The organism is Aeromonas popoffii, from assembly GCF_000820025.1.
GTDB lineage: Bacteria > Pseudomonadota > Gammaproteobacteria > Enterobacterales > Aeromonadaceae > Aeromonas > Aeromonas popoffii.
Window position 1 is genome coordinate 272,815 of record NZ_CDBI01000014.1, and the last position, 25,687, is coordinate 298,501.

Consider the following 25,687-nt stretch of genomic DNA (forward strand, 5'->3'; position numbering starts at 1 on the left):
AACACAGACAGAAAAGGGGCCGAATAGGCCCCTTCTCTATGATGCTTATGTGCAATCGCATCAGCCGTGCTGGCGGCGGTCGTTGGCCTGGGCCAGCAACATGCGGCTCTCGCGCAGGAACTGGTCGGCGTGTTCGCCGAAGAAACCGGAGACCTGTGAGAAGGCGTCGATAAATCCGGCCCTGTCCCCCCGCTCCAGCAGCCCCAGCACCTCGCCAAAGTTCTGGTAGTAGCGGCGGATCATCGCCAGATTCTGCGGTGACGACAATATGATGTCGGCATAGAGTTCCGGGTCCTGAGCGAACAGCCGCCCCACCATGGCCAGCTCCAGCCGGTAGATGGGGGAGCTCAGGCTCAGCAGGCGATCCAGATTGGCACTCTCTTGCGAGAGGTGCCAACCGTAGGCAAAGGTGGCGAAGTGGCGCAGCGCCTGAATGAGAGTCATGGCCTCATCGTGAGCCTTGGCTTCCACCTGCTGCAAGCGGGCGCCCCAAATGGTCATCTGATCCAGCAACCACTGACTGGCGGCCGCGTCACGGCCCTGACAGCACACGATCACCTGCTTGGCGAGGCTGGCCACATCCGGTCCGAACATGGGGTGCAGCCCCAGCACGGGCCCTTGGTGTACCGCCAACATATGGGCAAGCGGCTCACTCTTGACGCTGGTGACATCCACCAGCAAGCAATCGACGGGCAAGTTGCCGAGTCGGTCGATGATCTGGCAGGTGATGTCGATGGGCACTGCCACCATCACCAGACCCGCATCAGCCAGGATAGCGTCAGCCCTTGGCCAATCTGCTTGTTCGAGGGTCTCGACCCGGTAGCCGGAGAGGCCGAACATGTGACCGAACAGCCGGCCCAGCTGGCCCTGGCCGCCGATGATGACCACCTTGCCAAGGTCCGGCTTCATGCATTTGAAGTGGTTATCTTTTTCGCTGGCCGATTCGAGAATGTAGGATTCACGCATCACCCGGCGCAGCACATCTTCGATGAGATCGCCGGGCACTCCCAGCAGTTCGGCCTCGGCGCGGCGGCGAGCCAGCATGCTTGCCTCCCTGTCCGGTGCATAGATGGGCAGGCCGTAGCGGCTCTTTACCTCACCCACTTCTCCCACCAGGGCCAGACGGGCGGCCAGCAGATCGATCAGCTGCCTGTCCACCACATCGATTTTGTCCCTGAGGGCATTCAACTCTTCAGCCATATCCAGTCCCTGCCGGCGCCGCGGGCAGCGGCACCCTGAAATTCAAGAGGCAACAAAGTATCACGGCGTGATGCCACGTGCGGTGATACCCAGATTGTTCAATAGGTTACGACAAGATACCACGGCTTACCGTGCAGTTCTGCCCTTGAGAGGTTCAACCAGCTGGTTGTGGCAGCGGGCTAGCAGGGTCGCTGTGGTGTCCCAGTCGATGCAGGCATCGGTGATGGAGACCCCGTAGCGCATCTGCTGCTTGGGCTGCTCGCTGGACTGGTTGCCCTCGAACAGGTGGGATTCGAGCATCACCCCGATGATGGAGCGGTTGCCCTCCTGGATCTGGTGGATCACGTTGTCGGCCACCTTGGGCTGCAAACGGTGATCCTTGCTGGAGTTGCCGTGGCTGCAATCCACCACCAGACCGGGCAGCAGGCCCGCTTTCTCCAGCGCCTCTTCTGCCAGCGACACATTGACCGAGTCGTAGTTGGGATGCTTGCCGCCGCGCAGGATCACGTGACCATCCGGGTTGCCCTGGGTCTGCAGCAAGGCGACCTGACCCTGCTGGTTGATCCCCATGAAGGCGTGGGGGCTGGAGGCCGCCTGCAGCGCATTGATGGCGGTACCCAGGTTGCCGTCGGTGCCGTTCTTGAAGCCCACCGGCATGGAGAGGCCGGATGCCATCTCCCTGTGAGTCTGGGATTCGGTGGTACGGGCGCCAATAGCTGACCAGGAGAAGAGCTCCGCCAGGTATTGCGGGCTGATGGGGTCGAGTGCCTCGGTCGCCAGCGGCAATTCCAGCTCCGCCAGCCAGCAGAGCAGCTCGCGGGCCCGGTGCAGCCCCAACTCCACATCGAAGGTGCCATCCAGATTCGGATCGTTGATAAAGCCTTTCCAGCCGACCGTGGTGCGTGGCTTCTCAAAGTAGACCCGCATGACAATGTAGAGAGAGTCCTGATAAGCGTCATGCAGCGCTTTGAGTCTGGTTGCGTACTCTTTGGCGGCGTCCATGTCGTGAATGGAGCAGGGACCACAGATCACCAGCAGGCGGTGATCGCGGCGGTGAATGATGTCGGCGATGGTGGTACGGGCCCCTTGCACGAATGCCAGCGCCTGGTCGGAGATGGGTAGCTTCTCCTTGAGCTGGGCAGGCGTGATCATCACTTGTTCGGACTGGATATGGATGTTGTTCAGGGGGTCTCTTTGCATGATCTCATTCTCTCTACCGTTTTTAAGCCAATTGCACTGGTCGTATCTTTTTGTTTACACAAGTCAGCACATTGTTACGCAACCGCCCTCACCTTACCAAGGAAAAACAAACAATCAAGTGAAACTAGCGGTTAAACTGCCTGATAGGTGGATAATCGACCAGCGCGGTGACCTAAACAGCCAGAAAGTCGCGGATAACAGGTCCTTAATCGCCAAAAATCGTAAACCTATAGTTACACCCCAATGCGGCTGTCAGCGCTGCTCAACCACCATCCCACCCCAGCGCTTGCCTCCATGTTATAAAAAAGCGGGGCACCTGGCCCCGCTTGCGTTCGCGTCTTGCTCTGCAGTTATGGTTTGCCGTGTGCCTTGATGACTTCGACCGCCTTGTCCGGGAAATCGCTGAACACCCCGTCCACATCGGCCTGATAGAGGAAGATGTTGAGCAGATCACTGAAGTCCTTGGCATAGGCCGGGATCTGGCCTTCATCCTGACGGAAGGTATAAGGATGTACCTTGAGACCGGCGGCATGGGCCTCTTTCACCATATGGGTAAACACAGGTTTGCCCAGGATGCCCGGCTCTGTGACTATCATCGGCTTCCAGGGGCCTATCCCTTCGGCATAGCTGGCGATGGTCTTCATGGCGCCCGGCTTGAACATCCAGTCATAGTCATAAGGGGTTGCCTTGCCCTTGGCATCATAGACCATGGTCTCGTTCCAGTCGGTCTCGGCCATCAGCTGCACCAGTTTCAAGTCCATGCCCATGGCCGGCATCAGCTCGCTGTTGATGCGCTTGAGCTCGTCGGCATCGAAGCTCTGCAGGTAGACCTTGTCATCCTTCCCTGTGTAGCCGTACTCCTTGAGTACGTTCAGCACCGCCTTGGAGATATCTTTGCCTTCGTGGCGAAACAGCCAGGGGGCCTTGATCTCCGGGTAGATGCCAATGTGCTTGCCAGTGCTCTTGTTGAGCCCCTGGATCATCTCTATCTCTTCCTGGAAGGTGTGGATCTTGAAGCTGGACTTCCACAGCGGGAAGCGGGCCGGATAAACGGGCACCTGCTTGCCATCCACCAGCTGGAACGGCTCCGTCATGCGCAGGGAGCGCACCTCGTCCAGGGTGAAGTCCACCACATAGTAGCGTCCGTCCGGACGGACCCGACCGGGGAAACGCTCGGCCACGTCCGTGATGCCATCGAGGAAGTGATCGTGCATCACCACCAGCTGGTCATCCTTGGTCATCACCAGATCCTGCTCCAGATAGTCGGCCCCCATGCCATAGGCCAGCGCCTTGGACTCCAGGGTATGCTCGGGCAGATAGCCGGACGCGCCACGGTGGGCAATCACGATTTTACCTTCATCGGCAGCCAGGGCAGGCAATGCGAGGGCGCCCCCCAGGCCAAGGGCGATCAGGGAGAGAGAGAGTTTTTTCATGCGCGGTGCTCTTTGTTATTGTGTATTGGATGTAGGTTATTGTTATAACAGAGGTTTATTGCAGTTTAACGGCGGGCGGCCAAGGGGCCGCCCGTCTCTTCATCAATCAGCTGGCCTTGAGCAGGGCGTGCTGGTGTTGCTCCAGCCAGACGTGCAGTTGCAGCTGCTCGGTATCGGACAGGCGCAGCCCCAGCTTGCTGCGGCGCCACAGTATGTCTTCCATCGAATGGGCCCACTCGCGGCTCATCAGATAACGCACTTCCGACTCGTACAAACCGGCGCCAAAGTGCTGACCGCGCTCCTCGTGCAGCCAGAGGCGAGCATGGCTGCCATAGGCTTCCGCGATACGGCGGGCATTGCGCTCATCCAGCCAGTCAAATTCGAGCATGTAAGCGCGGGCCAACTCGGTGGTGGAGCAGTCGAACTCACCACCGGGCAGACGGCTGCTCGCGGTCCAATCTTCGCCCATCTGGCTGAACCAGGGTTTGAGCTTGTTACAGGCGGCCTGGGCCAGCTTGCGATAAGTGGTGAGCTTGCCGCCAAACACCGAGAGCAGCGGCGCACCGTCGGATTCGCCGGAGAGCTCGAGGGTGTAGTCGCGGGTCACCGCCTGGGGGGAGTCGGACTCGTCATCGCACAGCGGGCGCACCCCGGCATAGGTCCAGATCACATCTTTCGGGGCGATCTGGCGAGTGAAGTGGGCGTTGACCACCTTGCAGAGGTAGCTTATCTCGGCGTCGCTGATCCTGGCTTCGCGCGGACTGCCGTGATGCTCCACGTCCGTGGTGCCAATCAGCGAGTAGTCCTGCTGATAGGGGATGACGAAGACGATACGGTTGTCCTCGTTTTGCAGGATATAGGCCTCTTCGCGCTCATGGATGCGCGGCACTATGATGTGGCTGCCCTTGATAAGGCGAATGCCACGGGGAGATTTCTCGTGCAGGCTCTCGTCATAGAAGGTCTTGACCCAGGGACCGGCCGCATTGACCAGACCACGGCAGGTGACGGTGAACTGTTCGCCCCCTTCCCGCTCCAGGGTCAGGGTCCAGTGCTTGGAGCCACGCACCGCCTTGATGCAGCGGGTACGGGTCTGCACATCGGCACCCTTGTCCCGGGCCATCATGGCATTGAGCACCACTAGGCGAGCATCATCGACCCAGGCATCCGAATATTCGAAGCCCTTGTTGATACCGCTCTTCAGGCCGTCTTGCGGCAGGAAGCGCAGGCCACAGCTGCCCTTGAGCTTGTCGCGCTTGGCCAGGTTGTCATACAGGAACAGACCGGCGCGGATCATCCAGGCCGGACGCAGGTGCGGGCGATGGGGCAGCCGAAAGCGCATGGGACGGGCGATATGGGGGGCCATGCCGAGCAGCACTTCCCGCTCCGCCAACGCCTCTTTTACCAGCCGGAATTCGTAATGTTCGAGGTAACGCAAGCCACCGTGGATCAGCTTGCTGGAATTGGAAGAGGTGGCAGAGGCGAGATCTTGCGCCTCGAACAGGGCAACCTTCAGACCCCGACCCGCTGCATCAGCCGCAATGCCCACCCCATTGATGCCGCCGCCAACGACGACCAGATCATAATGTTCGCTCATGTTCACCTACTCTTTCTTATTTTGTGTTGCCATGACAGCAATGTTTGATTTCGCTCATATTAGAGCATGAAAAAATGATAAACGAACATTTTATGGAGAAAATGTGATCGCGATGGTTATGGCAATGCTAAAAATGCGGGCCGTCGGTGATCAGGGTGTCAGCAAGGGGCTGGCTGGCAAAAAAGGGGGCGCGAGATCGCGCTCATGCCCGTGGGCATCCAAGACGCGGGGCATCCAGAATGCAAGCGCAGGGTGTGCAAACAGAGAGGAGGAGGAAGCGGAAAAGAAGCGGCCGCCGGTGCGGCGGCCTGATACCAGTGCGGGGGCAACTCAGCAGATGTGGCACGCGATCTGATGCTGGGACATCAACCGCATGAGCTTCTCGGGCGGCTCCTGATCAGTGAACAGGGCGTGGATCTGGTTGAGATTGCCCAGATTGACCATGGCATTGCGACCAAACTTGGTGTGGTCGGCGGCCAGAAACACCTGACGGGAGTGGGCGATGATGGCTTGGGCAATCTTCACCTCGTGATAGTCAAAATCGAGCAGGGAGCCGTCATTGTCGATGCCCGAGATACCGATGACACCGTAGTCCATGCGGAACTGGCCGATGAAATCGCGGGTCGCCTCCCCCACTATGCCGCCATCCCGGTTGCGGATCTCGCCACCGGCGATGATGACGGTGAAGTCATCCTTGGCCGTCAGAATGCTGGCCACGTTGAGGTTGTTGGTGACAACCCGCAGCTCACGGTGATCCAGCAGGGCACGGGCGATGGCTTCTGTGGTGGTGCCTATGTCGATAAAGAGCGACGAACCGTCGGGAATGTTGGCGGCCACTTCGCGGGCGATACGCTCTTTCTCCTTGAGCTGCATCACTTTACGGGCACTGTAGGCGGTATTGACGGTACTCGAATGCAGGGAGGCACCACCATGATGGCGCCGGATCTTGTTCTGTTCGGCAAGATCATTCAGATCCCGGCGAATGGTCTGGGGGCTGACGTCAAAGTGGGTCACCAGATCCTCGGTCGAGACAAAGCCCTGCCGCGTCAGGACGTCCAGGATCTCCAGATGTCGTTGGGTTTGCTTCACGCTTGCACTCCGATGATGGGACGAAAAAAGGCCCCGGCAGATGCGGGGCCTTTTGCAGTTTACCTGATCCCTTTTCGGATCGATAAGGGCAGGATCACGTTTTATGCCCTATCGGCAGCCGCTTTCTTGGCCGCGACGGCAATGTTCTCATGCTTGAGGGTCATGGCCAGCAAAATGATGGAGAGCACGCAAGACGCGGTCAGCACCATGAAGCCACCATCCCAACCGAAGTGGTCAACCGTGTAGCCCAGCATGGCGTTGGCTGCCACGGCGCCGCCCAGATAACCGAACAGCCCGGTGAAACCTGCCGCAGTACCGGCTGCTTTCTTCGGTGCCAGCTCAAGCGCATAGAGGCCGATCAGCATGACGGGACCGTAGATCAGGAAGCCGATGGCCACCAGTGCCATCATGTCGATGGTCGGGTTGCCAGCCGGGTTGAACCAGTAAACCAGTACGGCAACGGTCACCAGCACCATGAACAGGATACCGGCCGGGGCACGGCGACCCTGGAACAGCTTGTCCGAGATCCAGCCGCACAGCAGGGTGCCCGGAATACCGGCCCACTCGTACAGGAAGTAAGCCCAGGAGGAGTTATCGACACTGAAGTCCTTGGCCTCTTTCAGGTAGGTCGGGGCCCAGTCCAGCACGCCGTAACGAATGAGGTAAACGAAGGCGTTGGCAATGGCGATATACCACAGCAGCTTGTTGTGCAGCACGTACTTGACGAAGATCTCCTTGGCGGAAAACTCCTGCTCATGGCTTTCGTTGTAATCCTTCGGATAGTCGTTCTTGTGCTCTTCGATGGGGGGCAGACCCACGGATTGCGGGGTATCGCGCATCACGAAGAAGGTGATCACCGCAATGGCAGCCGCCGCAGCCGCCGGCACATAGAAGGCACTGCGCCAGTCATTGAACCAGCCCATCCCGAGGATGAACAATGGGCCTATCATGCCGCCGCCGACGTTGTGCGCCACGTTCCAGACCGCGACCACTTCGCCACGCTCCTTCTGTGACCACCAGTGCACCATGGTGCGACCGCAGGGCGGCCAGCCCATGCCCTGTGCCCAGCCGTTCAGGAACAAGAGCACAAACATGATGCCGATGCTGGAGGTGGCCCAGTGCACTGTCCCCATCATGAACATGATGCCGGCCGAGAGCAGCAGGCCTGCGGAGAGGAAGTAACGGGCATTGGAGCGGTCAGAGACGTTCCCCATCAGGAACTTGGACAGACCATAAGCGATGGAAACCCCCGACAGGGCCAGGCCCAGATCGCCGCGGGAGAACCCCTGTTCAATCAGATAAGGCATCGCCAGACTGAAGTTTTTTCGTACCAGATAGTAACCGGCATAACCGAAGAAGATCCCGAAAAACACCTGCCAACGCATGCGTTTGTAGAAGGGATCGACCTTGTCGGCCGGGAGCCTGTCTATATGTGGGGCAGGCCTGAAGAGACTAAGCATGTTCTGCGTCCTTATTGTTGTTGTGGGCGGTTGAGGGTGCCCTGTCCATGCTGACCAACCAGAGGAGTCCTGATTCGAAAGCGAGCCTATTGTGCTCATATATGAACATTTAATCTGTGATGGAGGCTCAAATATTGCAGTTTTATTACAAAAGAAAGCGCCAGTTGAGTAGTTGCGTATCAGCCGCAATCCCTTATACAGCAAGGCTTTCAGATACCCACTAAGTGGTACAAGCATGGCTGCATCTTGCTTTCCGTCACAGTTTTTTAGCAATGAGTGGGATCTTGTCCACACTTCCTGCGGGGAGGAGGTGGTGAATGTTCGATTTAGGTTTATTTTCTCCCTCGTCCTGGAACGAGCACAAACGAGCATAACGTTTGCGTCAGCTCAAAAAACAAGAAAAACGTTTTCCAACGAAATAATGGGACTGAAAAAAACAACAAAACAGAACATCAAACCTACTCTGGGTAGATATAAGGAATAACGGTATGAGCATACAAAGACCCAATACCCTGCTTGGCGAGTGCATCGCCGAATTTATCGGCACCGGCCTGCTGATATTTTTCGGCGTTGGTTGTGTGGCCGCCCTGGTGCTGGCAGGCGCCAACTTCGGACAATGGGAAATCTCGATTACCTGGGGTCTGGGTGTCGCCATCGCCATCTATGTGACCGGGGGTATTTCAGGTGCCCACCTGAACCCGGCCGTGACCCTGGCGCTGATGACCTTCTGCGGGTTCGACAAACGTAAAGTGGTGCCCTACATCATCGCTCAAGTCGCAGGCGCCTTCTGCTTCGCCGCCCTTGTCTACTTCCTCTATAGCGGCCTGTTCACCCAGTGGGAAGTGACCCACAACGTGGTGCGCGGCAGCGTCGAGAGCCTTGGCACCGCTGGCATCTTCTCTACCTATCCGCACTCGCTGCTCTCCAACATGCAAGCCTTCGCGGTCGAGCTGGTGATCACCGCCGTCCTGATGCTGGGCATCATGGCGCTGGGTGACAACAACAACGGTGCCCCCAAAGGCTTCGCCGCCGCCCTGCTGATCGGTATCCTGATCGCCGTGATCGGTGCTTCCCTCGGCCCGTTAACCGGTTTTGCCATGAACCCGGCCCGTGATTTCGGCCCCAAACTGTTTGCCTTCCTGGCAGGCTGGGGTGACGTGGCCATGACCGGTGGTCGTGACAACCCCTACTTCTGGGTACCCATCCTTGGCCCCATCGTCGGTGCCCAGCTTGGTACCGCCCTGTACGTGAAAGTGTTGGCCCCCTGTGTGCCTGGCAACCGTGTTGCCGCCACCGAGCAAGCTGCCCAAACCGCCAACGAAGAGGCCGCCGCATAAGAGCGGCCCTCCCCAACGTGTAAAAACGTGGAAAATAAAAACGTGGAGAACATCATGTCTGCTGAAAAAAAATATGTCGTCGCTCTGGACCAGGGTACTACCTCTTCCCGCGCCATCGTGTTTGACCAGGATGCCAATATCGTCGGCACCTCCCAGCGCGAATTCACCCAGCACTACCCGAAAGCGGGCTGGGTAGAACACGACCCCATGGAGATCTGGGCGACCCAGTCTTCCGTCTTCACCGAAGTGCTGGCCAAGACGGGCCTGCGCAGCGAAGAGATTGCCGCCATCGGCATCACCAACCAGCGTGAAACCACAGTGGTATGGGAAAAGGCCACCGGCAAACCCATCTACAACGCCATCGTCTGGCAGTGCCGCCGCACCGCCGCCATCTGTGAAGAGCTCAAGGCCCGTGGCCTGGAAGAGTATGTGCGCGAGAACACCGGTCTGGTGCTGGATGCCTACTTCTCCGGTACCAAGGTGAAGTGGATCCTCGACAACGTCGAAGGTGCCCGCGAGAAGGCGATGAACGGCGAGCTGCTGTTCGGCACCATAGACACCTGGCTGGTGTGGAAGATGACCAACGGCGAAGTGCACGTCACCGACCCGACCAACGCCTCCCGTACCATGCTCTACAACATCCGCGATCTGAAGTGGGATGAGAAGATGCTGGACGAGCTGGGCATTCCTTTGTCCATGCTGCCAGAGGTCAAGCCCTCGTCCGAAGTGTACGGCTACACCACCCGTGGCGGCGGCTCCCGTATCCCCATCGCCGGCATTGCCGGTGACCAGCAGTCTGCCCTGTTTGGCCAGCTCTGCTTCGAAAAAGGGATGGCCAAGAACACCTACGGTACCGGCTGCTTCTTGCTGATGAACACCGGCACAGAGCCGGTTCGCTCCAGCAACGGCCTGCTGACCACGGTCGCCATTGGCCCGAAAGGGGAAGTGAATTACGCGCTGGAAGGGGCTGTCTTTATGGGCGGCGCGACCGTGCAGTGGCTGCGTGACGAGCTGAAACTCATTCACGATGCCCGCGATACCGACTACTTCGCCTCCAAGGTGGGTGACACCAATGGCGTCTATCTGGTGCCAGCCTTCGTCGGTCTGGGCGCCCCCTACTGGGATCCCTATGCTCGCGGCACCATGGTCGGCCTGACCCGTGGCGCCAACCGCAACCACATCATTCGTGCTGCGCTGGAGTCCATCGCCTATCAGAGCCGCGATGTGCTGGATGCCATGCAGCAGGACTCCGGCATCAAGCTGGCGGCCCTGAAGGTAGACGGTGGCGCCGTCGCCAACGACTTCCTGATGCAGTTCCAGTCCGACATGATGCACACCCCGGTGGTGCGTCCGACCCGCATCGAGACCACCGCCATGGGCGCCGCCTTCCTGGCCGGTCTGGCCGTCGGCTTCTGGAAGAGCTCTGACGAGCTGGAAGACAAGTTCAGCGTGGATCGCGAGTTTATCCCGCAGATGGATCACGCCGATCGCGACAAGCGCTACCACGGCTGGCAAAAAGCGGTTGAACGCTCACGCCGCTGGGCTGAAGAGGATTAATCGGGCAGCCGACGTCTTCTGAGATGAAAAGACAAAGAGGCCGACAGCGATGTCGGCCTCTTCTTTATTCAGCCAGATATCCACAGTGGGCATTCACCACCGCAGGCACCCGCCGGTCAGTCCCGTCCCCTTGTCATGGAGTGAGGCGGACCAGAGCGCAGGCTCAGCGCTTTTGCACCAGGCCTATCTGGCCCGGCTCACACCACTCGAACATCACCTCCTGACGCTTGCCGCAGCAGCTGCCGCCGCACACCTGGGTCTCCCGCTTGGCGACCCGACCCTTGCGCATCCAGACGCCGAGCATGGCCTCCACCGCATCTTCCGAGGTGTGGAAGTGGCGCGCCAGATCCCGCCGGCTCACCTTCTGCTGTGCGGCGAGATAGTCGCCGAGCTCCCGCAGGATCACAGGGCCACCACCTTGCGGGCGACTATGTCGCCGTGACGACGGCCCAGCCACCAGAGCAGCAGCAGGGAGAGGCCATAGCTGCCGATCCAGAACAGGCTCTGCTCGGGATGAGCGGTAAAGGTTGCAAGCTGATAGAAGACAGTGGCGCACATAAAGGCCACGTAATTGCACCAGGCGGCGGTCAAGAGCGCCCACTGACGACCGGTTTCCCGCACCAGCGCCCCCATGGCGGCGGCGCAGGGCATGTAGAGCAGCACGAACAGCAGGTAGGCAAAGGCACCGGCCGCGCCGTCGAAGTGGGCCTGCATGTTGCCGTAGGTGGAGACATCGACCTCCTGCGCGTCGGCGGCGGCTTGCTGGTCGCCGAGATTGCCAACGGCAAGCCCCATGGGGTCGGTCGGGTTGATCTCCGCCAGATTGGTCGTCACGGCAGCCACGGCCTCGTGGAAGCTGGCCACCAGCGAGAACTCGCCCGCCTCCTCACCACCGCTCTTGCCCGCGTAGAGGCTGTTGAGGGTGCCGACCACCGCCTCTTTGGCGAAGATGCCGGTGACGATACCCACTGTGGCCTGCCAGTTGTCATCGCGCACACCTATGGGGTGCAACACCGGGGTCACGGCCTGGCTTATCTTGCTCAGCACCGAGCTCTCCTGATCCTGGTGGCCGAAACTGCCATCCGTGCCCAGCGAGTTGAGCACGCTCAGCACGGCGACCACCAGCACTATGGTTTTACCGGCGCCGAACACGAAGGATTTGAGCTTCTGCCAGGTCTTGATCCCCACGTTGATGGGGCGCGGCCACTCGTAATCGGGCATCTCCATCAACATGGCGTCGCTCTTGCCTGGCAGCAGGGTGCTGCGCAGCAGCAGGCCGGTGAGCACCGCCACCACAATGCCGATGAGGTAGAGACCGAACACCAGGTTCTGACCCGATTCGGGGAAGAAAGCCACCGCAAACAGGGCGTAGACCGGCAGGCGGGCACCGCACGACATGAAGGGGGCCATGGCCGAGGTCATCAGCCGCTCCCGCTCCGAGTTGAGGGTGCGGGTCGCCATCACCGACGGCACGGTACAGCCAAAGCCCATCAGCATGGGCACAAATGCCTTGCCCGGCAGGCCAAGGCGGCGCATCAGGGCATCCACCACGAAGGCGGCCCGGGCCAGATAGCCTGAGCTCTCCAGCACAGCCAGAAACAGGTAGAGACAGCCGATCACCGGGATAAAGGTGGCCACCGTCTGCAAGCCGACGCCGAAGCCATCCGCCAGTATGGCCCCCAGCCAATCAGGGGCACCGAAGAGCCCCAGCAGGTGGTGCACGCCATCCACGAACAGGGCACCGCCCATGATGTCGAAAAAGTCGATGAAAGCGCTGCCCACCTTGATGGCGAACATGAACATCAGGTACATCACCAGCAGAAAGAAGGGAATGCCAACCCAGCGGTTGAGCATCACCCGATCCAGCCATTCGCTCTGGGCCACGGTGAGCTTGCCCTTCTGCTGACACGCCTGGCCGGCCCACTGGTGAATGTGGCCATAGCGGATATCCGCCAGTTGCAGATCGATGTCCTGGGCATGATGGGCACGGGCTACCACGTTAGTGGCGGCGGCCTGCTGGCCGGGCAACAGGGTCTCCTGCATCACCACATCCTCTTCCAGCAGGCGCAGGGCGCGGCCACGGGGGGTGAGGTGATGGGGGGCGAGCAGGGTCTCAAGCTCTGCCAGATCGTGTTCAAGGTCGCGACCGTAATCGAGCCGCAGCGCCTGCTGGGGCTGGCCAATGAACTGCTGGATCTGCTGCTTGAAGGCGGCAACCTGCTTGCTGTTGTGCGCAGAGAGGGCAACCACCGGGCAACCGAGGGATTTGCCGAGCCTGCTCTCGTCGATAACGATGCGGCGCTTTTGCAGGATATCCAGCTTGTTGAGCACCACCACCATGGGCAGCCCCAGCTCGCGCAACTGCAGCGTGAGATAGAGGGAGCGTTCCAGGTTGGCGGCATCGATGACATTGAGCAGCAGGTCCGGCTGCTGACCCTGAACGAAGCGACTGGCAATCTGCTCGTCCAGGCTCCCTTCCTGATTGGCCAGGCTATAGATGCCGGGCAGGTCCATCAGCTTGTAGTCGTGACCATCGGCGGAAAATTCGCCCATCTTTTTATCGACGGTGACGCCACTCCAGTTACCCACCTGCTGGCGGGCACCGGTCAGGGCGTTGAACAGGGAGGTCTTGCCGCTATTGGGATTACCGACGGTTACCAGGGAATAACTCATACCGGTTCGACCTCGATTTGCTGGGCCAGACTCTTTTGCATGGAGAGACAGATCCCCTGACACTGGATCTGAAGCGGATCCCCCAGCGGGGCGGATCGCAGATAGATGACTTCAGTCTGTGGCAACAAGCCCATCACCATCAATTTGCGCCGCAGGGGGCGGGTCAACTGGTTCATGTTCTTGATGCGAGCACTCTGTCCCGGTGACAACTGCGTGAGTACCATGACTGACTCCTGAAGTTAAACAATAATAATTCGCTTTTACTCGGGGCATTATATGCTGTGTCTTCAACTTTTATTTGAGTAAAATCAAACTCCGCTTAGCTAACCCATAAAGTATTGCCATGAGTCACGACAACAACAGCCGCCTGGTTTACAGCACAGATGGCGGCATCATCAAGGAACAGACCCAGTCTCAATCTGCCTCCCCCTTCCCGCAGGATGGCACTGTGCGCATCCGGCGCGAGACCAAGGGGCGCAAGGGCGCCGGCGTCATCAGCATTCACGGCGTACCGGCCGAACAGCAAAAGGCCATCGCCACCCTGCTCAAGAAAAAGTGCGGTACCGGCGGCGGCCTGAAAGAGGGGATCATCGAGATCCAGGGGGATAAACGGGACCTAATCAAAACCGAACTGGAGAAGGCCGGTTTCAGCGTCAAGCTGGTCGGTGGCTAACCCACTTGTCTGGCGGATGATTTTTCCCTAGAATGCCCGCTCCCATCGAGGGGGAGTAGTCTCGCAGCCCGATCCCAAACCGGTTTGCGACCCTGATCAACATGCTTGGTGCCAACTCACCATGGTCAGGGTGATCCATCTAATCCGTGGATTTGACAAGACCTTTGACGGGCCAGTGCCAATACCGGGGACGGATGGCGCAGGCTTGTCTCAGGTATAACAATTCCGTCCCCCGGTCATTTTTATGGAAGCCTTGTTAACCTCAACCCTGAGCGTGGCTATCGCCGAGATCGGCGACAAGACCCAGCTGCTGGCGTTGCTACTCATCTGTCGTTTTCGCAAGCCCTGGCCCATCATAGCCGGCATGCTGGCGGCTACCCTGCTCAACCACGCCGCCGCCGCCTGGTTTGGCGAGTTCATCAGCCGCTGGCTGGATCCCCAGGTGATGATCTATCTGGTCGCCGGCGCCTTCATTGCCATGGCAGCCTGGATCCTGGTGCCGGACAAGATGGACGACGAGGAGAGCTCGCTCGACAAGTACGGCCCCTTCATGGCCACCTTCGTGCTCTTCTTCATCGCCGAGATAGGCGACAAGACCCAGATCGCCACCGTGTTGCTGGCGGCCAAATATGACTCGCTGGTGCAAGTCATCACAGGCACCACCCTCGGCATGATGCTGGCCAACGTGCCCGTGGTGCTGCTCGGCAAGCTGGGCGCCGACAAGTTGCCGCTCAAGGGGATCCGCATCGCCTGCGCCATCCTGTTTGTCGGCCTCGGGGTCAGCACCCTGATCTTCGCCTGACACAGACCGGCCCCGAAGGCGGCGAGGCAAGCGTGAGCACTTGCCTACCCCGCCCCGTGCCGGCATCCATGTGGTGTTTTACCAAGCCAGCCCCGCCTCTCTTCAAACAGGCGGGGCTTTTTGTTGCCGCGTCAGCAGCCTAACCCTGCGCCCCCCACCCCGCTGCCGCACGCCCGCACACGGGGAGTGTTCCGCAGTGCCATGACGGTGGCATAATGCGGCAAACCTCATGGAGCCTCCCATGCACTTCACCTCAAGACAGACGCTGCTCGACTGGGTCAGACGCGGACGCCTCGCCCAGGCGCAACTGCCCGCCGCCCTCGCCCTGTGCGAGCTGCCACCCGGCCACAGCCGCTGGCAATGGTTGTTCGATCGCCTGCTGCTCTGGCTTGGCAGCCTGTGCCTGGGCGCCGGTCTGGTGCTCTTCGTCGCCTTCAACTGGCAGGAGCTGGGCCGTCTCCCCCGCCTCGCCCTGCTGGAGCTGCCCCTGCTCGCCATGCTGGTGCTGCTATGGCGCAAGCCCCTGGCCGACACGCCTCGCCAGGCCTTGCTGCTGGCCGCAGCGCTCACTATCGGTGCCCTGCTGGCCCTGGTGGGGCAGACCTACCAGACAGGCGCCGACCCCTGGCAGCTGTTCGCCACCTGGGCCCTGATGCTGCTGCCACTGGCGGCGCTCGGCCAAAGCCCCTTGCTGTGGACCTTAAGCTGGCTGCTCGGCCAGCTGGCGCTGGTACTCTACTGGCGGCTCGGCCTGTTCACCCTCTTCGTTGCCTTCGATGAAGAGGCGCTCGGCTGGAGCCTGACCCTGCTCAACGCCGCCCTCTGGGGCCTGCTTTCACTGGTGCCCGCGCGCCACACGCTGCTACCGGCCTGGCTGCCGGGCCTGGCCGCCGGCCTCGGCGTCACCCTGCTGGCGTTGCTGGCGCTGTTTGATGCCGCCTCCCCCTGGGTCTGGCCCGCCTGGATCGCATGGCTTGGCGCCGCCTATCTGTGCTGGCACCACAAATTTATCGCCGGGCTCGCCATGGGCTGCCTGAGCCTGATCGCCGTGATCCTGGCGGCCCTTGGCAAGTGGATGGAGCCCGACATCAACGGCTTTCTGCTGCTCAGTCTGATTGCTATCGGCCTGTCAGTGGCCGCCAGCCGCTGGCTGCAACAGCAACGGAGGTCCCATGCCTAAGCAAGGTATCTGGCAAGCCCGTCAAGAGGAGGCACCATGGCTGATCTGACCCCCTGGCAGCGGCTGCAACAGGCCAATTTGGTGGAAGGGGACGCCCCCCATGATACCCGGCCCCACTGGTCGAGCCGCTTCCTGCTCGGCATGGTGGGCTGGATCGCCGCCCTCTTCCTGCTGTTCTTCCTGTTTATGTCGTTCTCGCAGCTCACCCGGGATGCCAACAGCGCCCTGATGATGGGCGTCGTGCTGATGGCCATCGCCTATAGCCTCAACCGCTTCGCCCAGCGCAATGCCACATCCAGCGATCTGGTGGATCAGTTCGTGCTGGCGCTGGCGCTGGCCGCCGATGCCTGGCTGCTCTATGGCCTCATCGATCAACTTGACCCGCACTCGGCACCACTCTGGCTGGGGCTGGCCCTGCTCTCGCTGGCCATCGCCGCCCTGTTCGAGCACTGGCTGATCCGGCTGTTCCACAGCTTCGCCGCCGCCATACTGCTCACGCTTGGGCTGGCTTGTCTCGGCCTGCAGCTGCTGGCGCTGCCGCTGGTGATGGCGGCCATCACCCTCTGCTGGCTGCAGGCGGAGCGTCAGCCCGTCCACCATCAGTGCTACGAATCCCTCACCTTGGGGTTGGCGCTCTCCCTGCTGGTGCTGGGGCGCTTGCACCAGCCGCTGTGGGACGGGGGCGCCAACATGCTCGACGAGCTGGGCCACTCCCGCCTGCCGCTCTGGCTCAATCCCCTGCTCTGCGCAGCCCTGCTGCTCGGGGTCATGGTCCGGCTCAAGCTGCCACTGCGGTATGGGCTGCCACTGGTGCTGATCAGCGCCCTCATCCCCGGCATGGGGGCTGGCACGCTGGTGCTGGTGCTCGGCTTCTATGCCGGGAGCATGGGGCTGATGACGCTGGCGGGCCTGCTGCTGCTCGGCTTTGGCTCCCTCTATTACTACGATCTGGGGCTGACCCTGATGACCAAATCCTGGTTGCTGCTGGGCTCGGGCGCCCTGCTGCTCGGCACTCGCCAGCTACTGAAGGTTCTGAATGGGAGGGCACCATCATGAGACGGCTTGGGCTCCTGCTGACCGGCCTCGCCATACTGGCAGCCATCAACGTCACCGTCTGGCGTTACGAGCGCGCCATCAGCAGCGCCGACAGGGTGCTGCTCAGGCTGGCACCGGTCGACCCCCGCTCCCTGATGCAGGGGGATTACATGCGGCTGAACTACGACATTGCCCGCCAGCTCGGCGCCCATCGCGACAGCGAACGCGCCAATGGCAGCGATACCCTGGTGATCCGCCTCGATGGGCAACAGGTGGCCAGCTGGGTGGCCGATGGCACGCCTGCGCAACTGGCGCCGGATGAGCGGCTGTTACAGGTGCGGCGCAGCGACAACCAGTGGCTGATCGGGCCCGATGCCTTCTTCTTCGAAGAGGGCACAGGGGCGCAGTATGAAGGGGCACGCTACGGCGAATTTCGGCTGCAAGCAGATGGCAAGGCGCTGCTGGTCGGGCTGCGTGATGAGCAGTTCAAGCTGATGGGAACCAGCAGGGGGCGTTGGTAAGCACTTGCAATATCAGACCTTTTTACCCACTCTGCGCAAGAGGATCACAGGCTTTACACCAAGGATGGGCTCATGAGGATAAAGTTGTGCTGTTATCTGCTGTTGATGTCGAACCTTGGTTCCGCGCAGGCAGATCTGGCCAAGCTGGAGTACCTGACCGAGGAGTCCCCCCCCTACAACTTCAGCGATGAGGCCGGTCAGCCCAGCGGGCTGGCGGTCGAGTTGTTGCAGATGGTCTGGCAACGCAGCGGCACCCCTGCCCAGCCCATTCGCATCCTGCCCTGGGCGCGAGGCTACAACCTGCTGACCCACAAACCCAATGTGGTGCTCTTCTCCATCGCCCGCACCGACACCCGCGCCCCCCAGTTCAAGTGGGCCTGCCCCATCGACGACGCCGAATACATACTGCTGGCCCACAAGCAGCGCCCCATCAGCCTGACCACCCCCGCGCAGATGAACGCCTACCTGATCAGCGCCGTGCGAGCCGATGCCTCCGCGCAGTTGCTGCTCAACCGGGGCATGGATGAATCGCGCATCATACCGGCCAAGCGGCTGAGCCAGGCGCTGCGCATGCTGGTCTCGGGCCGCACCGATCTGCTCGCCACCAGCAAGCTGGCCGGTTATGACGCCATCGACGAGCTCAAGCTCAACCCCGATGATTTCAATGTGGCCCTGGTGCTGGATGCCGAAGCGCTCTGCTACGCCTTCAGCCCTCAGGTGGATGACAGCGTGGTCAAGCAGTTCCAGCACGCCCTGACCGGGGCGCTGGCCTCGCCGGAGTTTCAGCGCCTGCGGATCAAATACCTCTCTCCCCCTTGAATCCAGCGCGACCTGGCGACCCATCCCCTTGATGCCCGCGCCGATCCGATTGGCGAATAATCATGATGTGGTAACACTTGAGGGTGAAGGAACACCCCATCAGGATGGCCAAGATGAAACAATGGATTGGAATCGCCGCGCTCATGGTTACCGCCATCACCCAGGCCAGCCCTGGACTGGGCAAGCTGCACTACCTCACCGAAGAGTACAAACCCTACAACTTCGCCAACGAAGCCGGCGCCCCCACCGGCCTCGCCGTCGAGCTGCTGCATCAGGTGTGGCAAAAGACCCACACCCCGGCCCAGACCATCACCATCATGCCCTGGGCACGGGGCTACTACCTGCTGACCCAAAAACCCAATGTGGTGCTCTTCTCCACCGCCCGTACCGGGGCGCGGGATCCGCTGTTCAAGTGGGCCTGCCCCATCGGCTATGCCGAGATTGTGTTGATGGGGCTGGCCAAGCACCCGCTCACCCTCACCAAGCTGGAGGATGCCCAGCAGTACAACATAGGGGCGGTGCGCGCCGACGTGGGGGAGCAACTGCTGCTCAACAACGGCTTTGACGAGCAGAAAATCATGGCTGCCAACCGCCTGCCACAGGCGCTCAAGATGCTCACCTCGGGCCGGGTCGATCTGGTCTCAACCAACAAGACCACCCTGATGGATCTCATCACCACCCAGCAGCTGGATCCCGCCCAGTTCAAGGTGGCCTGGACGCTGAGTTCGGAGCAGTTCTGCTTCGCCTTCAGCCGCCCGATCAGCGACGAGCTGGTCAAGGAGTTCCAGACCGGCCTGACTCAGGTGCTGGCCAGCAGCGAATATCAGCAGATCCAGAACAAGTACTTCCCCGCCCGCTAGGCGAACCCATCATGCGGGGCCCATGGGGCCCCGTGTGATGTCTGGTGTCGCCATGGCATCACGCCAACCCTCTCGCCAACGCGCTACCCAGACCCGCACTCCCCGCCTCGACAGCCTTGGGGCCAACCCCCATCACGCCCACCGGCCTTGCCCCCTGATCTGCCTGGTTAAGATCCCCCTGCCGGGGCCATGGGGCCCGCCACCACCCCCGCCAGATCGGCGCCGAAACCTTGCGCTGGCGCAAAAAACCATTCAATTCTGACACTTGCGTCACTAAATCAATGGAATTTCATGGATCGGGCCGAAACGGCTCCGTAAAATAACCACGGTGCCTGTTGGCCCCCTTGTTCACTCTGATGGTCAACAGCGCATTGTGGTAGCGACAGCCAGGGGCGGTAGCAATTATTGTGCAGTCCAGCCGGACTCCCGCCCCTGCGCCGTGACCCGAGGGTTGCACCCTCGACGGGCGTTCCCGTCAACCCTCGGGGCTGTGCCCACGCCCCCATGCGGATGCGACGCTTGGGGCAATTTGTAAGGTCGAATCGGGTCGAGTAGGGTCGATTAGCGAAGCGTAATCGTCCGCGGTAACCGTCCCCTCTCCCCTTGCGGGAGAGGGTTAGGGTGAGGGGTCGGTAACGTCATTGCATAGCGGAATATCGCCCCCCCTAATTGGCATGGCTTCGCCATGCAGGACACGAGGACTCCGTCCTCGACGGGGTTTCGCCGCCGCTGCGCGGCCTGGCGAGTGACTTTTCTTTGCGTGGCCAAAGAAAAGTCACCAAAAGAAAGGCCACCCCCACTTGTTCGCCCTCCTGCGTCGGGTTCCCTCGGTTCACCCGTTTGTCCGACGGCACGCGCCGATGGGCCATCCCTGGCCCAGCGGCGCTCGCTCGGCGTCCTGCCTCGCGGCCTGGACAAACGGGCTCACCTCGGCGAACAACAGGGGGGCAAAACCCAGCCCGCCGCACCGAGGCCTGTTAACAGTACTCTGTCTATTCAGGACACAGAGCGGGAGGGTTTATTATCTCTGATCCGGCACCTCGCCCACCACACGGCGAGGCCAGACTATTGCACATAATGCAGCAAGTGAAATAAGCTTGGTTACATAGGTTAAAAATACACATTAAGTACCGCAAAAAACTGTCCCCCTATCGGAGAGTGCCTGATATTGAAGCCCGACAGTGAGCGTTTACCCATGATAAAGTCTTATTTCTCGAACGTTCGATGACGCTTTTCCAATCGAACCTACGGCCCTTATTACAATCATTGTTTAATATAATTAATGGATCACTATGACTGAATCATCTAATAACTATTTAAAGTCATTAATTAGCATGCGAGAGGATGACTTTACAAAAAAAATTTTAAAACCTCTATTTGAAGCAATGGGATACGAGCGGGTTGATTTTAATGGTGGGCCCTATGAAAAAGGAAAAGACTTGATAGCACACTATCGGCAACCACCTCGTAGAGAAAACAAAATAACATTCATTCAGTCAAAAAAAATAGGTGACATACAAAATACAGAGACGGCTGCTAAACTGACGCAATTGTTACATCAACTAAGACAATGCATAACAGACAAAATATTATTGATTGATGGACAAAAAACTAAGGCCGATGATGTTTTACTTGCCTGTCCAGAGCAAGCATCAAGTAGACTCATTGAGGAGATAGGGTCACAACTCTATGAACTGAAAGAAAAGGTAAGAATATATGATGGCCCTCAAATAATACAAGATATTATTCACTATAAACCTGAATTACTAAGATCACTTACTAGCATAGAAGATAAATTAACCAACACGTGTAATCGCAGCCTAATAAATGAAGAACTACTCTCGGCACTAAAGACTGAACAGCACAATACCAATAACTCTTTTTATAGTGATTTAAGTTTTTTTGTAGGTTCTATTGATAGCAATATTTTGCTACATATGGAGATATCAAATATTTTAGAAAAAGCAACTGTAGATACCACACAATGGACGACAGTTAAAAAAGAATTAACCGAAATCAATAAAGAATACGATATACAAATCACATCAACTTCGATTGATGATATTGAACACGCATATAACATAAAACTTAATAAATTCAGCAGCCAATTGAATATAAAAAGAGCTGAGCACTATAAGAAACTTCAATCAATACATAGTGAAATAATTTTATCACTCCATGATAAATGTGAATCACTATTATCGATGCTAAATCAACCAAAATATTCTGACGATAAACAGCGCCCAATAATCAATGATTATATATCATATTTAAAAAAGTCAATTTCCCAAAATGGGGACATTGATAAATTTGAATGTTATGACCTAATAGCTCCAAACTTTAGAGCTGAAATATTATTATTACAAGACTGTTTTTCTGCCAAAATAAACCTTGTTAATAAGCTAAACCATTTAGATAAGATCATTATTAAAGCCCCGCAGTATGAAATACCTATAAATTCAAAATGCATAAGTGAAACTCTAGATAAATATAGACAAGAATATTATTCTGATGTCCTTAAAATAAATAACCGTTCACTAGGCTTATCTTTACTTAAGATTTTTTTAATGAAAACAGAGAAAACTCTAGGATTTATATCTAACATAGAGAATAAATCTAAATTTCTCAATAAAGTTATAACCCTTAAATATAGTAAAAAAAATGATGATAGAGTCTCTATATCACCACATGATATATTTGCAACTGGAGTTGATATCGCTATATACGGTGGTGCAGGCGTAGGTAAAACCACTACTTTACAAGTATATGCTGAGCAACAACAGAAATATACATGCCGCAATATAATTTACATACCACTAAATCGAGTATATCAGAAAATAAAGCCCATTCTTGACTCTAAAGATGGAGATGACCTTTTAAAAGACCCCGATTTACTCAAAGATGATGAGTTTTTTAAAAATCACGACTTCTTAAAAAATCGCGATTTCTTGAAATCTCAACTAATACTAAAAATGATATTGCTAAGCAAAGACATTCCCGCAACGGAGGAATATCTAGTGCAAGCAAAAGATTTACTCCCTAGTGATATAACATTGATTTTAGACGGTTTAGATGAAGTATACACATCCATCCCTGAAATAATTGATGCAATTAAAGAATTCAAGAAAAGCTTTGCAAACTCACAAATAATAATATCAAGTAGAGATTGTGTGAGCTATTTAAATGATATTAGCTTCCTTGGCATAACTTTATTACCATTTACTAGAGAACAATTGAATAGATTTATTAGTGGATGGTTAGCCGATGAGAATAAGTACAACTCTCTGATCAAAAAAATAGATGCACTCAATTTATACGATTATATAAAAACACCTCTAATAGCAACTATAACTTGCGCCCTTTTTGAGAAAGGCGTTAGAGTCCCCTCCAATGAATGTGCAATTTACTCTGAAAGAATGAAATTGCTAACAGGGCATTATGATTTTCATAAAGGTATAACTAGGCAGAAGCAATCAAGCGAACATCTAATAAAATGTGCATCTACCATAGCCTTTGTAATGCAAGAAAGAAATGTTCGGTCATTATCTAGAGGCGAAATGCTAGAAATTCTACGAAGTAGACTTCTAAGCGCATTTACTGATGATTTACTCAAATCATGCTTGCAAGAGTTAATCGACCCATGTAATGTCATTGTTATTGACAGAGTAACTAATACTCTTTCATTTGGACACTTTAGATTTCAAGAACATTTAGCAGCACAAGAAATAAAGTCCAACAGAGGTATTGATGTAATAGATTACATTTCTACTGATTGGTGGCGAGGTACCTTAGGTCTATATGCACAAGATACCGACTTTGAACATATTTTTGAAGCGATATATACAAAAGAGGGCACTATTAAGCATTCTGAATCGACTTTAAAATTCATGATTAACTCTGCACCAGAAAACAAAAGAAAACATCTAGACGAGTTCTATATCAACTACAAGAGAATGGGTGAGCACAATGATTACTCAGAACTATACAGTGATACCTATGACAGTGATATAGATCTTGGTTATCCATATAACAACTGAGACTTTTATATTTCATCTATTAATCCTATCTCAGGCTGGGGTTAACTAAAAAACTAAAAAAAAGCTATCATCTGCTGTTCTATGTAGTACTCAACCTGTTCAGCATTCCCATAGGAGTAATATTTTCGATAACACTATTCTATTTATGGAGCCAACAAAGAAAGTCTCGTTTATCACCCATCAAAATGAAACCGCAGCCTTGAGCTGCGGTTTTCATTTCTATTCCCCAAACGCTCTTTCACAAAAGCCAACCCCCTGCGGCGGGATAGGCGGTCAACATGAACGCTAAAGCCACGGGCAGGCACGGTATTCGTCCCCCTGCAAACCGCCGAGCCAAGTTCAACGGGTCAAGAGCGCCATCAGGGATGATGGCGCAGCCGCAGTCGGCACAGGGATGTGCCGTCTGCGGCGCTCCGTCCGACCCGTTGGACGAGACGAGGGAACCCGCGAAGCGGGCGGTTTGCCGGGGGAGAAGACTTTTGGTGACTTTTGGTCTTTCAAAAGTCACTCGCCAAGCCGCGCAGCGGCGGCGAAACCCCTTCGAGGGCAAAGCCCTCGCCCAAACAAAAACCGCAGCCCTTGGGCTGCGGTTTTTTATTGGGTCAACCTGTTGGCACCAACAGGGCAACCGGCCTTAGGCACGGCGCCAGCTGGTTTTGCCGGCGCTGTCTTCCAGCACGATACCCATCTCGGTGAGACGGGCTCTGGCGGCGTCGGCGGCGGCCCAGTTCTTGTCGGCGCGGGCCTGATTGCGCTGGGCGATCAGCTGCTCGATCTCGGCCACTTCGTCATCGGCGTCATTGCCCTTGAGGAAGGCGTCCGGGTCTTGCTGCAGGATGCCGAGCACGGCGCCCAGCTCGCGCAGACGGGCGCCCAGCGCGGCAGCAACGGCCATGTCTTCACCCTTCTGGCGGTTGATCTCGCGTACCAGATCGAACAGGGCGGAGTAGGCTTCCGGGGTGTTGAAGTCGTCATCCATCGCCTCTTTAAAGCGAGCCACCTGCTCGTCACCACCGGCAGCAGGGGCCAGCGGCAGGTCGCGCAGGGCGGTGTACATGCGCTCCAGCGCGGTGCGGGCTTGCTTGAGGTTATCTTCCGAATAGTTGAGCTGGCTGCGGTAGTGGCCAGACATCAGGAAGTAACGCACGCTCTCGGCGTCGTAGTGAGCCAAGACATCGCGGATGGTGAAGAAGTTGCCAAGGGATTTGGACATCTTCTCTTTATCCACCATCACCATGCCGCTGTGCATCCAGGTGTTGACGTAGTCGCCACCGTGGGCGCAGCAGGACTGGGCAATTTCGTTCTCGTGGTGCGGGAACTGCAGATCGGAACCGCCGCCGTGGATGTCGAAGTGGTTGCCAAGGTGCTTGGAGTTCATGGCGGAGCACTCGATGTGCCAGCCAGGACGACCCGGGCCCCAGGGGCTTTCCCAGGTCGGCTCGCCGGGCTTGGACATCTTCCACAGCACGAAGTCGAGCGGGTTACGCTTGGCATCCACCACGTCGACGCGGGCACCGGCTTGCAGCTGCTCCAGATCCTGACCGGAGAGCTTGCCGTAGTCGGCGTAGGATTCGACGATAAACATCACGTCGCCGTTGTCGGCCACGTAGGCGTGATCCTTGGCGATCAGGCTCTCTACCAGTTCGATGATTTCACTGATGTGCTGGGTGGCGCGGGGTTCGACGTCCGGGCGCACCATGCCGAGGGCATCAAAATCCTGGTGCATGTCGCCGATCAGGCGCTCGGTGAGATCGTCACAGGTGACGCCGGTCTCGGCGGCGCGCTTGATGATCTTGTCATCCACGTCGGTGACGTTGCGCACGTAGTTGAGCTGATAACCGCTGTAACGCAGGTAACGGGCCACCACGTCGAAGGCGACGAAGGTGCGACCGTGGCCGATATGACAGTGATCGTAGATAGTGACGCCACACACATACATGCCCACCTTGCCCGGGTGGATAGGTTTGAATTCTTCTTTTTGACGAGTGAGTGTGTTGTATATCTTCAGCATCTTATGACCACTGCCTGTGAGTAAAATGGCCTGCCATTCTACCCGCATCCGGTGGAGAAAACGAGGCAGAAAACAGGGCGGATCCGGCCTCACAGCCATGTCAGCGCTATGCCAGACGACCACTATGGGCTAGAATTGCCACCACTTTATGCCATAGCCCCTGCAACAAGCTGCGAGCCGCTTATCTGCCCGCGCAACTTTTGCCC

At 57.3% G+C, this 25,687-nt stretch carries 20 protein-coding genes; 10 read left to right on the top strand and 10 right to left on the bottom strand.

Features of this window, described 5'->3' with window-relative positions:
* Window positions 1-60: 60 nt before the first annotated feature.
* The 6 genes from tyrA to glpT form a co-directional block, all read right to left on the bottom strand.
* Window positions 61-1,200: a bifunctional chorismate mutase/prephenate dehydrogenase gene (tyrA, locus tag BN1129_RS03515; protein ID WP_042034521.1), complete on the bottom strand. Its 1,140-nt coding sequence runs from the start codon at window positions 1,198-1,200 to the stop codon at window positions 61-63.
* A 126-nt stretch (window positions 1,201-1,326) separates the two neighbouring features.
* Window positions 1,327-2,400 carry a 3-deoxy-7-phosphoheptulonate synthase gene (locus BN1129_RS03520; protein ID WP_042034522.1) on the bottom strand — a complete coding sequence of 358 codons (1,074 nt, stop codon included), beginning with the start codon at window positions 2,398-2,400 and terminating at the stop codon, window positions 1,327-1,329.
* A 350-nt stretch (window positions 2,401-2,750) separates the two neighbouring features.
* Window positions 2,751-3,833: a glycerophosphodiester phosphodiesterase gene (gene glpQ / locus BN1129_RS03525; RefSeq protein ID WP_042034523.1), complete on the bottom strand. Its 1,083-nt coding sequence runs from the start codon at window positions 3,831-3,833 to the stop codon at window positions 2,751-2,753.
* Window positions 3,834-3,939: 106 nt separating this feature from the next.
* Window positions 3,940-5,427 carry a glycerol-3-phosphate dehydrogenase gene (glpD, locus tag BN1129_RS03530; protein WP_042034524.1) on the bottom strand — a complete coding sequence of 496 codons (1,488 nt, stop codon included), beginning with the start codon at window positions 5,425-5,427 and terminating at the stop codon, window positions 3,940-3,942.
* A gap of 330 nt (window positions 5,428-5,757) precedes the next feature.
* Window positions 5,758-6,516: a DeoR/GlpR family transcriptional regulator gene (locus tag BN1129_RS03540; protein WP_042034527.1), complete on the bottom strand. Its 759-nt coding sequence runs from the start codon at window positions 6,514-6,516 to the stop codon at window positions 5,758-5,760.
* Window positions 6,517-6,617: 101 nt separating this feature from the next.
* A complete protein-coding gene (gene glpT, locus BN1129_RS03545; protein ID WP_042034528.1) occupies window positions 6,618-7,976 on the bottom strand; it encodes a glycerol-3-phosphate transporter in 1,359 nt (452 codons plus the stop codon).
* A gap of 488 nt (window positions 7,977-8,464) precedes the next feature.
* Here glpT and BN1129_RS03550 point away from each other — a divergent pair, with 488 nt between their 5' ends.
* Both BN1129_RS03550 and glpK read left to right on the top strand, forming a co-directional pair.
* The gene (locus BN1129_RS03550; protein WP_042034529.1) at window positions 8,465-9,313 is read left to right on the top strand and encodes an MIP/aquaporin family protein; all 849 of its coding nucleotides are present in this window, start codon (window positions 8,465-8,467) and stop codon (window positions 9,311-9,313) included.
* A 54-nt stretch (window positions 9,314-9,367) separates the two neighbouring features.
* Window positions 9,368-10,870: a glycerol kinase GlpK gene (glpK, locus tag BN1129_RS03555; RefSeq protein WP_042034530.1), complete on the top strand. Its 1,503-nt coding sequence runs from the start codon at window positions 9,368-9,370 to the stop codon at window positions 10,868-10,870.
* Window positions 10,871-11,033: 163 nt separating this feature from the next.
* On the opposite strand, the gene BN1129_RS03560 is transcribed toward glpK, so the two are convergent.
* From BN1129_RS03560 to BN1129_RS03570, 3 genes are read right to left on the bottom strand one after another with little or no spacing between them, the layout of a single operon-like run.
* Entirely contained in the window at window positions 11,034-11,276 is a 243-nt protein-coding gene (locus tag BN1129_RS03560; protein WP_042034531.1) for a FeoC-like transcriptional regulator, read from the bottom strand.
* The gene (feoB, locus tag BN1129_RS03565; RefSeq protein ID WP_042034532.1) at window positions 11,273-13,543 is read right to left on the bottom strand and encodes a Fe(2+) transporter permease subunit FeoB; all 2,271 of its coding nucleotides are present in this window, start codon (window positions 13,541-13,543) and stop codon (window positions 11,273-11,275) included. Before feoB ends, BN1129_RS03560 begins: the two co-directional genes overlap by 4 nt.
* Window positions 13,540-13,767, bottom strand: a complete 228-nt coding sequence (locus BN1129_RS03570) for a FeoA family protein (RefSeq protein ID WP_042034533.1) — start codon at window positions 13,765-13,767, stop codon at window positions 13,540-13,542. The genes feoB and BN1129_RS03570 overlap by 4 nt, the downstream gene beginning before the upstream one ends.
* Before the next feature lie 119 nt (window positions 13,768-13,886).
* Between BN1129_RS03570 and BN1129_RS03575 the strand changes: the two genes are divergently transcribed.
* From BN1129_RS03575 to BN1129_RS22135, 8 genes are all read left to right on the top strand, one after another.
* Complete coding sequence (locus BN1129_RS03575) at window positions 13,887-14,216, top strand: translation initiation factor (protein ID WP_042034534.1); 330 nt, start codon at window positions 13,887-13,889, stop codon at window positions 14,214-14,216.
* Window positions 14,217-14,460: 244 nt separating this feature from the next.
* On the top strand, window positions 14,461-15,018 hold the full coding sequence (locus BN1129_RS03580) for a TMEM165/GDT1 family protein (protein ID WP_042034535.1): 558 nt from the start codon (window positions 14,461-14,463) through the stop codon (window positions 15,016-15,018).
* 241 nt (window positions 15,019-15,259) lie between these two features.
* A complete protein-coding gene (locus BN1129_RS03585; RefSeq protein ID WP_042034536.1) occupies window positions 15,260-16,198 on the top strand; it encodes a DUF2157 domain-containing protein in 939 nt (312 codons plus the stop codon).
* 36 nt (window positions 16,199-16,234) lie between these two features.
* Complete coding sequence (locus BN1129_RS03590; RefSeq protein ID WP_042034537.1) at window positions 16,235-17,254, top strand: DUF4401 domain-containing protein; 1,020 nt, start codon at window positions 16,235-16,237, stop codon at window positions 17,252-17,254.
* Complete coding sequence (locus BN1129_RS03595; RefSeq protein ID WP_042034538.1) at window positions 17,251-17,754, top strand: GDYXXLXY domain-containing protein; 504 nt, start codon at window positions 17,251-17,253, stop codon at window positions 17,752-17,754. The genes BN1129_RS03590 and BN1129_RS03595 overlap by 4 nt, the downstream gene beginning before the upstream one ends.
* A gap of 72 nt (window positions 17,755-17,826) precedes the next feature.
* The gene (locus BN1129_RS03600) at window positions 17,827-18,573 is read left to right on the top strand and encodes a substrate-binding periplasmic protein (RefSeq protein ID WP_042034540.1); all 747 of its coding nucleotides are present in this window, start codon (window positions 17,827-17,829) and stop codon (window positions 18,571-18,573) included.
* Window positions 18,574-18,686: 113 nt separating this feature from the next.
* Entirely contained in the window at window positions 18,687-19,433 is a 747-nt protein-coding gene (locus BN1129_RS03605) for a substrate-binding periplasmic protein (protein WP_042034649.1), read from the top strand.
* 1,292 nt (window positions 19,434-20,725) lie between these two features.
* A complete protein-coding gene (locus BN1129_RS22135; protein WP_084204559.1) occupies window positions 20,726-23,470 on the top strand; it encodes an NACHT domain-containing protein in 2,745 nt (914 codons plus the stop codon).
* A gap of 634 nt (window positions 23,471-24,104) precedes the next feature.
* Here the strand turns inward: BN1129_RS22135 and cysS are convergent.
* A complete protein-coding gene (gene cysS / locus BN1129_RS03610) occupies window positions 24,105-25,481 on the bottom strand; it encodes a cysteine--tRNA ligase (protein ID WP_042034541.1) in 1,377 nt (458 codons plus the stop codon).
* Window positions 25,482-25,687 lie beyond the last annotated feature (206 nt).

What these genes read in the sequence shown, in the direction of transcription:
- BN1129_RS03550 (WP_042034529.1), top strand. Translation starts at nt 8,465, where the DNA reads ATGAGCATACAAAGACCCAATACCCTGCTTGGCGAGTGCATCGCCGAA.
- BN1129_RS03575 (WP_042034534.1), top strand. Translation starts at nt 13,887, where the DNA reads ATGAGTCACGACAACAACAGCCGCCTGGTTTACAGCACAGATGGCGGC.
- glpK (WP_042034530.1), top strand. Translation starts at nt 9,368, where the DNA reads ATGTCTGCTGAAAAAAAATATGTCGTCGCTCTGGACCAGGGTACTACC.
- BN1129_RS03590 (WP_042034537.1), top strand. Translation starts at nt 16,235, where the DNA reads ATGGCTGATCTGACCCCCTGGCAGCGGCTGCAACAGGCCAATTTGGTG.
- cysS (WP_042034541.1), bottom strand. Translation starts at nt 25,481, where the DNA reads ATGCTGAAGATATACAACACACTCACTCGTCAAAAAGAAGAATTCAAA.
- tyrA (WP_042034521.1), bottom strand. Translation starts at nt 1,200, where the DNA reads ATGGCTGAAGAGTTGAATGCCCTCAGGGACAAAATCGATGTGGTGGAC.
- BN1129_RS03605 (WP_042034649.1), top strand. Translation starts at nt 18,687, where the DNA reads ATGAAACAATGGATTGGAATCGCCGCGCTCATGGTTACCGCCATCACC.
- feoB (WP_042034532.1), bottom strand. Translation starts at nt 13,543, where the DNA reads ATGAGTTATTCCCTGGTAACCGTCGGTAATCCCAATAGCGGCAAGACC.
- BN1129_RS03600 (WP_042034540.1), top strand. Translation starts at nt 17,827, where the DNA reads ATGAGGATAAAGTTGTGCTGTTATCTGCTGTTGATGTCGAACCTTGGT.
- BN1129_RS03570 (WP_042034533.1), bottom strand. Translation starts at nt 13,767, where the DNA reads ATGGTACTCACGCAGTTGTCACCGGGACAGAGTGCTCGCATCAAGAAC.
- BN1129_RS03595 (WP_042034538.1), top strand. Translation starts at nt 17,251, where the DNA reads ATGAGACGGCTTGGGCTCCTGCTGACCGGCCTCGCCATACTGGCAGCC.
- BN1129_RS03520 (WP_042034522.1), bottom strand. Translation starts at nt 2,400, where the DNA reads ATGCAAAGAGACCCCCTGAACAACATCCATATCCAGTCCGAACAAGTG.
- BN1129_RS03580 (WP_042034535.1), top strand. Translation starts at nt 14,461, where the DNA reads ATGGAAGCCTTGTTAACCTCAACCCTGAGCGTGGCTATCGCCGAGATC.
- BN1129_RS03585 (WP_042034536.1), top strand. Translation starts at nt 15,260, where the DNA reads ATGCACTTCACCTCAAGACAGACGCTGCTCGACTGGGTCAGACGCGGA.
- glpT (WP_042034528.1), bottom strand. Translation starts at nt 7,976, where the DNA reads ATGCTTAGTCTCTTCAGGCCTGCCCCACATATAGACAGGCTCCCGGCC.
- BN1129_RS22135 (WP_084204559.1), top strand. Translation starts at nt 20,726, where the DNA reads ATGACTGAATCATCTAATAACTATTTAAAGTCATTAATTAGCATGCGA.
- glpD (WP_042034524.1), bottom strand. Translation starts at nt 5,427, where the DNA reads ATGAGCGAACATTATGATCTGGTCGTCGTTGGCGGCGGCATCAATGGG.
- glpQ (WP_042034523.1), bottom strand. Translation starts at nt 3,833, where the DNA reads ATGAAAAAACTCTCTCTCTCCCTGATCGCCCTTGGCCTGGGGGGCGCC.